The 12,332-nt window shown below is 38.3% G+C and carries 12 protein-coding genes; all 12 read right to left on the bottom strand.

Going from position 1 to position 12,332, the window contains the following annotated elements; genetic code table 11:
- Positions 1–14: 14 nt before the first annotated feature.
- The 12 genes from LZP85_RS06365 to LZP85_RS06310 all read right to left on the bottom strand — a co-directional run bounded on the left by LZP85_RS06365 (position 15) and on the right by LZP85_RS06310 (position 12,162).
- Entirely contained in the window at positions 15–1,223 is a 1,209-nt protein-coding gene (locus LZP85_RS06365; RefSeq protein ID WP_076513893.1) for an MFS transporter, read from the bottom strand.
- A gap of 200 nt (positions 1,224–1,423) precedes the next feature.
- Entirely contained in the window at positions 1,424–1,789 is a 366-nt protein-coding gene (locus LZP85_RS06360; protein ID WP_025907672.1) for a DUF3221 domain-containing protein, read from the bottom strand.
- Positions 1,790–1,905: 116 nt separating this feature from the next.
- Positions 1,906–2,697 carry a SurA N-terminal domain-containing protein gene (locus LZP85_RS06355; RefSeq protein WP_119544159.1) on the bottom strand — a complete coding sequence of 264 codons (792 nt, stop codon included), beginning with the start codon at positions 2,695–2,697 and terminating at the stop codon, positions 1,906–1,908.
- Between the two features lie 226 nt (positions 2,698–2,923).
- Positions 2,924–4,096: a staphylopine family metallophore export MFS transporter CntE gene (gene cntE, locus LZP85_RS06350; protein WP_206782990.1), complete on the bottom strand. Its 1,173-nt coding sequence runs from the start codon at positions 4,094–4,096 to the stop codon at positions 2,924–2,926.
- 12 nt (positions 4,097–4,108) lie between these two features.
- Entirely contained in the window at positions 4,109–4,855 is a 747-nt protein-coding gene (locus LZP85_RS06345; protein WP_206782989.1) for an ABC transporter ATP-binding protein, read from the bottom strand.
- Positions 4,848–5,678, bottom strand: coding sequence for a staphylopine uptake ABC transporter ATP-binding protein CntD (gene cntD / locus LZP85_RS06340; RefSeq protein WP_318246979.1), 831 nt, complete (start codon positions 5,676–5,678; stop codon positions 4,848–4,850). Before cntD ends, LZP85_RS06345 begins: the two co-directional genes overlap by 8 nt.
- Entirely contained in the window at positions 5,668–6,564 is an 897-nt protein-coding gene (cntC, locus tag LZP85_RS06335) for a staphylopine uptake ABC transporter permease subunit CntC (protein WP_206782987.1), read from the bottom strand. The genes cntD and cntC overlap by 11 nt, the downstream gene beginning before the upstream one ends.
- Before the next feature lies 1 nt (position 6,565).
- Positions 6,566–7,498, bottom strand: coding sequence for a nickel/cobalt ABC transporter permease (gene opp1B / locus LZP85_RS06330; RefSeq protein WP_206782986.1), 933 nt, complete (start codon positions 7,496–7,498; stop codon positions 6,566–6,568).
- Positions 7,499–7,554: 56 nt separating this feature from the next.
- Positions 7,555–9,165, bottom strand: a complete 1,611-nt coding sequence (gene cntA / locus LZP85_RS06325) for a staphylopine-dependent metal ABC transporter substrate-binding lipoprotein (protein WP_206833739.1) — start codon at positions 9,163–9,165, stop codon at positions 7,555–7,557.
- Between the two features lie 27 nt (positions 9,166–9,192).
- Positions 9,193–10,500: an opine metallophore biosynthesis dehydrogenase gene (locus LZP85_RS06320; protein WP_206782984.1), complete on the bottom strand. Its 1,308-nt coding sequence runs from the start codon at positions 10,498–10,500 to the stop codon at positions 9,193–9,195.
- The gene (locus LZP85_RS06315) at positions 10,487–11,302 is read right to left on the bottom strand and encodes an SAM-dependent methyltransferase (protein WP_206782983.1); all 816 of its coding nucleotides are present in this window, start codon (positions 11,300–11,302) and stop codon (positions 10,487–10,489) included. Before LZP85_RS06315 ends, LZP85_RS06320 begins: the two co-directional genes overlap by 14 nt.
- 23 nt (positions 11,303–11,325) lie before the next feature.
- Positions 11,326–12,162: a histidine racemase CntK family protein gene (locus LZP85_RS06310; RefSeq protein WP_226639465.1), complete on the bottom strand. Its 837-nt coding sequence runs from the start codon at positions 12,160–12,162 to the stop codon at positions 11,326–11,328.
- Positions 12,163–12,332: the final 170 nt, after the last annotated feature.

The following is a 12,332-nucleotide window of genomic DNA, read 5'->3' as shown; positions in this document are numbered from 1 at the left end:
TTTTCACCAATTTTTTATTTATTTACTATCTGTTTTTCCAACGCTACCCTAGAGGTAACTTTCGAATAGCGACCGTGCAGAGCATAATAAACTACAAGTGCCATCACACCAATAATAGCACACACACCGTACATTCCTTGATAACCAATTGAACCAGAGACAACCGCTAATACAGAGGATCCCACTCCCAATCCTGAATCAAATAAAACAAAGAACGTAGCTGTGGCAACTCCACGACGCTGCGGTGGTGATACTTTTATTGCAATAGATTGTAAGCTTGATGTTAACGTTCCAAACCCAATTCCAATCAAGCCACCAGCTAGCAGGAAAGTCGTCCCTGAAGACGCTTGACTGATAAGAAATACGCCGATTGTAAACAGTAGAATTGCTGGATAAACAACGAAGTTCTCACCATAGCGGTCAAACCATTTTCCTGTAAATGGACGAGACAATAATAAACAAACCGCATACACAACAAAGAAATAGCTTGCTACGCTTGTGAAGTTCATCTCTTTAGCAAAGACAGACACAAACGAAATAATGCTTGCGTACGCAAATGAAAGCACAAAGCCCGCTAATGCAATTGGAAGTGCTTTGAATTCAAATAGGCTTGCTAGGAAAGATGCCTTCACTTCTGTAGAGCTTTTCACCATTTTTAGCGTTGGAACTTTTAGCACCAAGCTACATAATAACCCTAACACTGATGCTACAATTGCTACTGTAAAAACGGCTGAATGCCCAGATGCTTCGATTAGTGTTAATCCCATAAACGGTCCAATTACCATCGCTAGGTTCATAAATGTAGCAAAGTAGCCCATTCCTTCTCCACGACGATCATCAGGAATAACGTTTGCTACAATTCCCCCAGTAGCTGTTGTTGCCATTCCGAACCCAATTCCGTGCAATACGCGAAGCAGCAGCAAACTTGAAAGTGAATTGATTTGACTATATAAAACCGAACCAATTAAAAAAAGCACCGCTCCAATGACTAGAATTCTCTTTTGACCAAAGGTAATCATCCATTTTCCAGAGAGCGGGCGAAAAATAATAGCTGAAATTAAAAACACTGTAACAATAAGTCCTAAACTGCCTTTATCTGCTTGTAAAATGTCTGTAGCATATAAAGGAAGCGTAACTGTCATCATATAAAAAACAACAAAAATAAAAAAGCTCGTCATCGAGACGGCTACAAAATCTTTCGTCCATAGCTTTGACTTACTCATTTCATTCCTTCCTTTCCTTTAAACAATTATCATGTTAATTTCCATAAAAATAATTCGTATACAAATTATATGAACTAAAACTATTATAGTGATAATTTCCTTTTATGTCAATCCACTTTTTGGTATCCTCACTTCTGTTTCCAGCTTCTCACAAAACAGCCAGGCAAAGCGGATCACGTACTTTCCACTTTACCTGGCTGTTAATTACCTTCTTTAATCACTTGAATTTCTTCCGCATTCCCTTTTGCTGGGACTGTGTACTTGACGCTTTCACCTTTCTTTAACCATGCTTTCACTAGTTGACCTTTTTTGTAGGTAACAGATGAATCAGGCACCTTTAAGTAAATAGGCTGAATGGTATCATCACCTAATACTTCGTTTGTCGTATAATTAAGCGCTACGTCCCTAGGAATGACGTTCGCAACTAAAATTTCATCCTCTTTCACTTCCATGATGCGACCTTGGATTACGTACCCTTTGTTATCTTCACTTTGCTGACTTGAGCACCCTATTAAAATCATAATAAAGCTTATTAACCCTATGAATGCAAGAACCTGTTTTTTCATCGTTTTTATCTACTCCTATTTTAAGGCTCTTTTTATTATAACGTGTTTTTTACCCTTTTTTCCAATTAATCAAAAACGACCCGTACACATACGGGTCGTTTTTGCATTAATTTAGGTTAAATTTTCACATCAACTTTTGCTTCTTTTTTCAGCTTTTCAACTTGTTCGCCTACTTTTTCTTGCTTCTTCTGTTGTTCAAGCTGGCCTTTGATTTGATCTTTTATTTCTTCATATTTTGGAAGTTGCTGCTGTTGCTCTGACCCTGCACTTTCTGCTTGCTTCGCATATTGGTCATAGTACTCTTTCACTTCTTTATCTGTTACTTCTTCAGCCTTAATTTCTTTTTCTACATATTTATTGTACTGAATGCTTTCACCCAGCTGTTCTTTTAATTGATCCATATTAAGACCTGCTTGCTTTAATACATTGTTAAATTCTTTTTCAGAATCATACTGCTTTTTAGCATCTTCAATTTGCTTATTAATTTCGTCTTCTGATGCTTTATAACCCTTTTCCGTTGCATCTTGAATGAGCAGCGTTTGTCCCACTAAGCTATCGATTGTTTGATCTTTAACCTGCTTAGCTGCATCTTTTGTTGTTGGGTCTTGCCCCATTTGCTGCATTTGCATTTGAGATGTTTGAAGCACTTGGTTATATTCAGATCCTAAAATCTTTTCGTCATTTACAAGCGCTACGGTTTTCTTTTCATCTACCTGCTGCTTTTCTAATTTCTCCTGCATTTCTTTCATTTGCTTTTCTTGTTCTTTTGTTTGTTTCTGCTGCTCTTCCGTTTGAGCTGTTTTCAAATCTTCTTTTTTATCAGCACTGTCGCTAGCATCGTTTGAGCCACATGCTGCAAGGGCTACGGAAAGTAGTCCAATGATGAAAGGGTATTTCAATTTCTTCATAGCTAATAGAGCTCCTTTCGTCTTTTCAAAGAATTGCTTTCGTTTAGAAAACATCTTGAGGGCATTGTATCGAACATGCTTCTAAAAAGAAAGTAATTCGATCAATTTTACATATCTGTAACAGTATTGAAAAGATTCGTCATTTTATACACCTTTGCTGAAAAAGATGGTAAAAACCTACCAAATCAATATGTATAACATATCACACTCTATGGAATAAGCTTATTTAATTAACAAATTGGTTACGCTTGTCATAAGAAAATAGAATCATTAAAGCACCTAATCCTGCACAAACCGTGTACATGACCGGATAGGATAAAGCATCCGCAACGGGTCCCATAACCACACTGCCCAATGAAACACCTAAATCTGCTGTAGCGATAAATAACCCAAGAAGAACGTTTCGATTAGTAGCTGGCAATACAAAACTTAAATAGGTGGTTAAGGTAGGATAAATAATTGCTTGAGCTATTCCCATTAAAACGGCTGCACCATAAAAGAAAAAAGCTCCTCCAACAATAGCAAAGCTAATTGACTGAGCTGCTAGTGTCAGCGTTAAAAGTGTACCTATCATATAGAGCGAGTGCCACTTGCCGTCTGAAGGGATTTTTTTCATTAGCGTGAAGCGCGCTGCAACAACAGTAGCTGCTTGAATCATTAAATATATTCCGGCGTGACTATTTTCCAACTGCTCTGCATAGAGAGGAATAAAGGTTGTGACTGCTCCAAACACCATGGAGGATACGAGCATGATTACGCTACATTTAAATAAGTAAGGATTTTTAAAAAGCTGACTGAACGACTCTTTCATCCCAAGAGGAGGAGCTGTTTTTTTGACTTCGTTATGCGTGTTCATAGTGGAGCCATACCCTACTAAACCTGTCAAAATCGCAATAGCAATCATCACAACCGTAAAATAACTCGCATCTTCCGCCTGCCAAATACCGATAGCTAACAAAGGACCAATAATCCCCGGAATATACGAGCATAAAGAGTAAAGAGAAATCCCTTGTGAGCGATTTTCTTCGGGTAGTGCATCGATAATGGCAATTTGCAGTGACATTGAGAAGAAAGCAGTACAAACGCCTTGAAGGATACGAGCGGTAAAATAACCGCCTAAACCTGTAAACGTATATAAAATTAGCGCTGCGGCATTAATAAGTAAAATAACGCGCAGCACCTTAACAGGACCGTATTTGTGAATAATATAACCTGCCCACGGTCTGAAAAACATTGTCGTAAATAAGTAGGCACCCATAATGATACCGATTGTTGTATTCGTTGCCCCTAAGCTGTCTCCTTTTAACGGAATAACTACGTTTAGTATAGCATTGGCACTAAAATAGAGAAGCACTAATGCGTATAAACGTAAAAAGGGCCAGGATAGTGCTCCTTTCACTGTTTTTCCCTCCTATAAGCTAATGGTTTTGTTCAACAGCGCCTTAGCATATGATGACTTCACGTTTTTTAAATTGTTGACTGACACTACCTCTTCTACTTGTCCTTCTTTAAAAATCATAAGCCGGTCGCAAAGGTACGTTGCAGCCTGCAAATCATGCGTAATAAAGATATAGCTCATGTCATAAGCGCTTCTTAATTCCTTTAATAAGGTTAAAATTTGAAGCTGGACAGATATGTCTAATGAGCTGACGGCTTCATCGAGTAAGAGATACTTTGGTTTCGTTGCAATGGCTCTTGCAATACAAACTCTTTGTGCTTCTCCACCTGACAATTCGTGTGGATATTTATGTTTATAAAACGCAGGAAGCCCTACTTGATGTAGTAATTTTTCTATTTCTTTCTCTTGATCTGCTTTTTGTATTTTTACGATTCGAAGAGACTCCATAATGGTTTTTTTAACAGTAAAGAAAGGATTTATGGAAGATGCATAGTTTTGAAACACTGCACTCATTTTTCCTACGCGTGCTTGTACGTTTTCGGTACTTACGCCATCGAGTAAAACCTCTCCTTTATCCGGGCGTTCAATACCTAGAATTAAACGTCCCAGCGTTGACTTACCGCTACCGCTTTCACCAATAATACCTAAGCATTCTCCTGCCGCGCATTCAAAGCTAACCCTTTTAATGATTTGTTTTTTCTCTTTGGGCAAGAGTCCTCCAGATGGATATGACTTTTCAACTTCGCATACGTTAAGCATCGACAGCTCCTCCTACCATTTTCTGAAAATGTTCACTAAGCGTACGCTTTGTTGAAATAAGATATTCTGTATATGAATGTTGAGGTTGTAGAAAAACATCTTGTACTGCTCCTCTTTCCACGATATCCCCGTCCTTCATCACAAGTATCTGATCCGCCAATTTCTTAACGATTCCTAGATCGTGTGAAATAAAAATCATGGCTGAACCGATATTTTCTCTTAAATTCATTAATTGTTCGATCACATCAAACTGTGAAATGGTATCTAATGCGGTGGTTGGCTCGTCTGCAATTAAGACATCTGGTTCTAGCAGTAAAGCTAGAGCAATCATCAATCGCTGAAGCATTCCCCCTGAAAGTTCATGTGGATATTTGTTCATGACATCTATTGGATTTTGTAGGCGCACACGCTTCATCCCATCGATAAGCTTACTCTCCAGATGCTGGTAGCTCCAATCCGTATGCTGCTTGAGAGTAGCCACTAAATGTCGTCCGACAGGATTAGACGGATTGAAAGCACTCATGCCATTTTGCATGACCATGCAGAGCTCTTTCCCTCTTTTACTTCTCATTTGTTTTTCAGAAAGCTGAAGTAAATCTTCGCCCTTTAATAACACGCGACCAGACTGGCTAATTCCTTTTTTATGCAAACGCATGATCGACTTACACGTCATTGATTTGCCACTACCGCTCTCTCCCACTAAGGCTAGGCATTCGCCTTCATTGACTTGAAATGAGCTATTATGAATGATGGGCGTATTTGTTTGATTATCAATTACTTGTAGTGTTTCTACTATTAATAGACTCATTGTTCTATTTTGCAACCTCCTTTTCATGTAACAGTGATTTCACGATTTTCGCTTCCCCTTGCATTCTAGCTTTTGAGCTAGTAAGCTTTGGGTTTAACGCAACTTGAAGCGCATCCGCTAAAAAATTAAATGCTAGAACAATTGTAATAATAGCTAGACTCGGTGGCAGTAATAATTCTGGCTTTGTAAAAATATCGTCTCTAGCTTCATTTAGCATCATGCCCCATTCTGGATTAGGAGCTTGAATTCCTAAACCAAGAAACGAAAGGCCTGAAATTTGCAAAATAGTAGAACTAATTGAGCTACTTGAAATGACCGCAATATCAGCAAAGGTGACTGGAAGCATATGGCGATAAATAATGGTGAAATGATTGAGCCCGGACGCTCGCGCAAACTTTACGTATTCCAAATCACTATACTGCATCACGGAAACTCGGATTACGCGTGCAAACCAAGCCCACTTCATTAAAATAAACGCAAGTAAGATATTTTCTAAGCCAACGCCTAAAATACCTACAATGGCAAGCGTGATGACGTACACAGGAAAAGAAAGCATAATATCACAAATTCTCATAATAATAGAGTCGATAACACCTTTAAAATATCCCGCGATGAACCCTAGTAGTCCCCCGAGTACAACCGATAATGATAATGCAATTAACACATAAATAATGCTAGGACGAATACCATAAATAAGCCTGGACAATACGCACCTCCCTAAGTGATCATTACCTAGCCAATATTCAAATGAAGGGGCAGCATATCGTAAAGCCATATTCACTTTAACGGGATCATTTGGCGCAACGACCGGTGCAAAAACCCCCACAATCAACGTTAGGACGATAATCACAAGTGAAGCGAGTCCGAGCTTATCTTTTGCCAAGCCTTTTAATAGTTGCATCCTATTCACCAATCCTTAGCTTCGGGTTTAACGCTGTGTTAACAATGTCTGAGATTGTATTAAACACAACAAAAGCCACCGCGATAATGAGTACGTATGCTTGAATAACAGGAAAGTCCCTGCTTAAAATGGACTTGATGCTTAAACTACCTAGCCCTGGCCATGCAAACACATTTTCAATAACAACCGTCCCACCTAAGATAAGCGGAATGGACATACAAAAAATTGAAATGGATACTTGAAGAGAGTTCTTTAAGACAGTGGCTATGATTTTTTTCTCAGATAACCCCGAAGCTCTAGCGTACAAAACATAATCTTCGTTTAGGTTTGCGAGCATAGCGCTACGCACAGTGCGAAAGTATAATCCGATATGAGTAAAGGCAATTACCGAAACAGGCAAAATATAGCTTTGGTACGATTCAAGTCCGCTCGTTGGAAACAAATCAAGCGTAACGGAAAAATACCAAATCATTACTATCCCGATTAGATATGCTGGAAGTGCTGATAAGAAAAAGAATGTCCCTCTAATAAAACGATCCAGCAACCTGCCTTCTGTTAGCGCACAAACAGTACCCAACATGATGGAAGAAACGATAATGACCATTGATGAAACGAGCGTTAATTTTAAAGTATTAAAGAAAGCCGGTCCTAACAGCATCCAAACGGTTTCATGCTTAACATAAGAATCCCCGAAATCCAATTGAAGACACGAAGCGAGCCAGTTTATGTATTGAACGATAAAAGGATTATTAAGCCCTAGCTCTTGCCTTGTTTGAGCGATAAGCTCATCAGTAATCACTGGAACATCTTGTGCTTGCAAAACCAATTTAGCAGGATCTTCGGGAGATAAATTGATTAGTACAAATGTTAGAAACGAAATAATAAACAGCAGCGGAATTATTAACAGCAGTCTTTTTACAACATATACACCCATGCTTTATCTTCCTTTCTCTATTTTCAACCACTAAAAAAGGGGAAAATCTCCCCTTTTTACTTTTCAAACTTCATCTGTTCAAACGGCAGTTCATACTGAGTTTGTTTAAACGAAATTCCTTTTAAATTTTCTGGAGCTACTACGGTTACGTTTCCGTTTGTAATTGGAATAAACACCGCTTCATCATGCACAATAGTTAAAATATCAGCGTATAGCTTCTTCCGCTCATCTTCAGTATTTGACGTCATTACTTGTTCAATTTTTTTGTATAGCTCATCGGCATGAGCAATTCCCTTTGTCGTATGCAAATACGAAGCATCTGAAGTAAACGCAGCAATAGTACTTTGAGGGTCATAAGCTAATCCCCACGTTTGGTTAAATAGTAAGTCATAGTCTCCTGCTGCTCTTCGGTTTGCTATTGACGTTGACTCTTCTCCCGTCAGCTTAATTTCTACTCCAATTTCTTTAAGTGCATTTTGAATAAACTCAGCCTGCGTTTTTTGAGACGCAGAGTTGCTGTCATAATAAAGCGTCATTGAAAGCGGCTGATTGTCTTTTATTCGAATGCCGGTTTGTTTATCTTCTTTCCAACCTGCTTTATTTAAAAGTGCTTCGGCTTTTTTCACATCGTAGCCACGCTTCTTAAGGTCTACATCAGCATAATTTACGTTTTTAGAAAATAAAGTATTGGCTGGGGTTTCTGTACCCTCAAAAATAGTTTCGCTAATAGTTTTACGGTCAATCGCATACCAAATTGCTTCACGAACCGCTGTTTCACTTACTGGACTAGCTGACTTACTGCTGTTAGCTACAATCATTTTTGTATTCATTTGCTTACTTCTAACAAGCTGATAATCACCTGTATCAACAAGCTGTTTCATTGCTTCTACATCAATGCTGTCTGCCCCTCGATCATCCGTAAAGACAAAGTTCACTTCACCTTTTTGCAATGCTAAAAACGTCGTGTCCCCTTCTGGAAGAACTTTAGCAGTAATCGTCTTAACTTCCGTCTTTCCATTCCAGTAGCTTTCATTTCTTTCAAACGTTGCGTATTTGTCAACCTTATGGTCTTTCAGGACGTAAGGACCCGTTCCATGATAACCACCTACACCATCTTTTGTGCCACCGCTCTTAAAATCATTCGGTGAGATAAAAACATAAGGTCGTGTCATAGACAATTCAACTAACGTTGGATAATATGGTTCTGATAAGACAAGTTCAACCGTATAGTCATTTATCACGTTGCAGCTTACAATTTTAGTAGATAGCTTAATCCATGAGTGCGTTTCTGCGTTTTGCTGCACTGCATCAATATTTTTCTTAACTGCTTCAGCATTAAAGGGCGCTCCATCATGGAACTTCACGTCTTCTCTAAGCTTGAATGTATAGGTTTTCCCGTCTTCTGAAACCTTCCAAGACTCTGCAAGAAGAGGCTTAATTCCTTCTTCCGTATTTTCGACAAGTGATTCATACACCATTCCTTGTGCTGACATTGCCCCTGGATAAAGATGTGGATTCATATCGTTAATATCTTTGGACGTTGCATAGATAATTTCATTTTTATTTATTGCATTTGTACTAGCTTTTTCTTTATCATTGCATGCACTTGTAACAAGTAAAGCTGCACACGCAAGAACCGCTAGTGTAAATGATTTTCTTTTTTTCATGTTTGTTCCCCCATTATTTTAGTATTTCTATTGTTTCACTATTTGTTTATCAAGCTCTTGGTAAATCATTTTTATATCGTTTTCAAATGCTAAGTTCGAAAACGCGCTTGAAAGCTTTATATCTTCATAAGCTTTTGAGAATGCTTTTACTTTCTCTTTATACGCTTTTAAAAACTGATCAATGGTTGGACAATCGCACTCTACGTACCTAGCAATTGCTTGAATCATTTTCAAACGGTAATAATCTTCTTTAGGCATTCGTGGAATATCAAATTTTTGTTCTTTATTCATAAACACCGTGCGAAGTGGAACTGCTGAAAAATCGAAGTAGCGCCCGTGTTCGTCTGGTTCTGAGAATGGATCCACGAGTAAAGACGCATAGCGTACGTACAACAAGTATTCCTGATGAATACTATCTAACTCACTGAATCTTTCAATATTGTCTAAAGACAAACTTTCTCTTCGAACAGGATAATTATCTTCCGTCATAAACTTCAGTAAATTCATTTGCTTAACGTTAAGCTTTGAAATAATGCTCATGATTTCTTTCCATTGATTGAGCATATTCTTAATTAATGAAGGCGTAATGGGGCCTTCTGGATACATTTTATATACGTACTTCTGATGCTTTTCCTTTTTAAAAATATAACTGAGTGAAACTTCATTCATAAATAAAGGAGGATGCACGTATAGAGAAATATTTCGCGTCTCTGCTTCAATAGGTGTTTTCATTACTTCAATTGTTAAATTCAAACGTTTGTACAAATTAACCAGCTTTTCAACCGCCTCAGACGAAGAGTTGGTGGAGCCAAGATAAACTTTCTTTTTTACAGCTGTTGTTAACACTTGATTTGAAGGATAAGAGCTTACCCAACGCGTGTCTCCAAAGTATGTAGATAAACTAATGACCTCAACCTGAGCGTTAAACTGTTTCATATAGTGATGTACAAGGTAATTTGAGCCGAGAGTCGGTGATATTAATATAACGGTCTTCACATCTTTTAACGTATTTTTATGAAGAGCTGTTAACACGTCTAGGTATGCATCAGTTGTGACTGCTAAAATAAGCGTATCCCATGTTCCAACCACTTCTTCATACTGAAAAAATACATCATCAACTATAAATTGCCCCTGCATCTTTTCATGCTTTCGATTTTGAACAGCTACCTGAACAAGATGACCGTGTTCAGCTAAGGAAGCAAAAAATTTTTCTGAGCGCACAGAAGTCCTTCCTGCAAACCCAACCCTACTGCTTAAAGCTTTCTTAAAGTTTAATCCTAGCTGTAAAGCGGTTGGTCCCGTTCCTAACAATAAAACATTCTTAAACGACTTCAACTGCTTCACCCTTCCTTTGTTTTTGATAAAGCGCGATATCAAAAACCTGATTCGGACGCAGCACCTGTTCAACAAGCATCCATTTTTCGTTATTAACTTCCTTAAGCGGATAGTTAAACAATGATTTTAGATCGTTACCGTATCTCATAGCAATCGTTATTTCATCTCTCGTTAGATCATGTAGCTGATCTAATAAATCGTACTTTTCTTTCACAGTAGAGCTGAAAATAACGTGGGTAATGTCTTTTAAGCACTCTAGCTGGTCTAGCTGACTATTTTGAACTCGCACATTCAGCCCATCCCCTAGTATGCGTAATACTTTTCCACCTAGCTCGATGGCTTCGTCGTCAATATCAATACCAATAACCTCTGCACCTGTTTTTTTAGCAATTAATAGTGGCGTCATCGGAAAAGCCCCAGAACCAACTAAAAGAACTTTGGAAGTGGGTTTTACTTGGAAATTACCAAACTCTTCTTCAATACAAGACTCGATATTTTTAAAATAATCAGTAATACTCGATTGTCCACCAAGCAATTGAAGAGCGCGATACTTTTCCATAATCGCTACGCAACGAGTCGAAATTTGCTGTAATTCTACAAGTAGTTCTGCATTCATGTCTTCTATCTGAAGTAAGGACCACTTCTCTCTGTTGGATTCATCAATAATAAATGCTGTATATTCGTTAATTAATTTCTCTAGCTCTTCACAATGCTGAGCGGTACCGTTGTATTGTGAAGCCCAATAATTAAACTTCCCTGAAAAGTCCAGCAGCTGATGTTTAAACTTCAATAGTTCCTTCACACAATCATCTCCAATCTTACGTTTTATACAGTAACGAATGCCTTTCCTTGAGCAACAATGCGAACCGTTCCTTCAATTTGCAAATGCCTCACAAATCCATTTTCATACTCTCCGAATACACGAATACCACCGCCAGGCTGCTTAATCTCTGCACTAATCTTTTGTTTTGATAAAAATGCAAGATACGCGCCTATTGAAGCTGTTCCAGAGCCACACCCCCTTTCCCATACCATGCTGTTTAGCTTAGGAATATAGATAAGCGGGGCTAGGTAGGATCGGACTTTTTCGTATAGCAACACCCCAATTAGCGTGGTTTCAGGGAAGCTTCTTTCTAGAGAGCGAGCAAGCGCCTCTGCTGCTGTTTTCACCTCCTCATTAACTTGGTCTACTTCAAGCACAATGTGTAGAAAATCCTCGTACTCAACTGAGTAAGCATGAACATATGTATTCTCATACTCTATAACTCTAGGTTCAATCCGCTTGGGTAGCGGCATCGCAATGCGACATTTATAGTCACCTTCTACTTTTCGCACCTGACAGGCAATCAACTCCTCAGCTCCTGAAGCTTCAATTGATAAATGTGATATCCCATTTTCCTCAATGCCTTTTTGATGGGCAATAAATGCGGCTAAAGACATACAAGCATTTCCACAAAATTCATTTCCAGCCATTTGAAGATGCCCATCTGCATTTACATCTTTGGGTTCTTTAATAAACCCTACTTGCTCAGCATACACATGATCGTACGCCATCATTCTTAGAGCTATTTGTTGATAGTCTCCGTTGAAATGGTGACTCTTAACTAAGATTGTCATGTTTTGTGTAGGACTTAATTTAATAAACTCTACCTCTTGGTTCATCACGTCTACCTCTGTATTATTTTTATACTTACAAGAAAATAGGAATGATTACTATTTTCAATAACAAGGATTATAACTCGGTTTCTAAATAGTGTCAACAGTGTATAAAACTTCATTTTCTTTTCACAAATAAAGGAAGCTAGGCCATTAAACCCAGCTTCCTTTTCATT

The organism is Priestia flexa, from assembly GCF_021441905.1.
GTDB lineage: Bacteria > Bacillota > Bacilli > Bacillales > Bacillaceae_H > Priestia > Priestia flexa.
The sequence above is the reverse complement of the archived record's forward strand: the minus strand, read 5'-3'. Positions and strand labels throughout refer to the sequence as shown.

Coding starts and splice junctions, on each gene's coding strand:
- LZP85_RS06310 (WP_226639465.1), bottom strand. CDS start 12,162: ATGAACCAAGAGGTAGAGTTTATTAAATTAAGTCCTACACAAAACATG.
- opp1B (WP_206782986.1), bottom strand. CDS start 7,498: ATGGGTGTATATGTTGTAAAAAGACTGCTGTTAATAATTCCGCTGCTG.
- cntA (WP_206833739.1), bottom strand. CDS start 9,165: ATGAAAAAAAGAAAATCATTTACACTAGCGGTTCTTGCGTGTGCAGCT.
- LZP85_RS06355 (WP_119544159.1), bottom strand. CDS start 2,697: ATGAAGAAATTGAAATACCCTTTCATCATTGGACTACTTTCCGTAGCC.
- LZP85_RS06345 (WP_206782989.1), bottom strand. CDS start 4,855: ATGCTTAACGTATGCGAAGTTGAAAAGTCATATCCATCTGGAGGACTC.
- LZP85_RS06365 (WP_076513893.1), bottom strand. CDS start 1,223: ATGAGTAAGTCAAAGCTATGGACGAAAGATTTTGTAGCCGTCTCGATG.
- cntC (WP_206782987.1), bottom strand. CDS start 6,564: ATGCAACTATTAAAAGGCTTGGCAAAAGATAAGCTCGGACTCGCTTCA.
- LZP85_RS06360 (WP_025907672.1), bottom strand. CDS start 1,789: ATGAAAAAACAGGTTCTTGCATTCATAGGGTTAATAAGCTTTATTATG.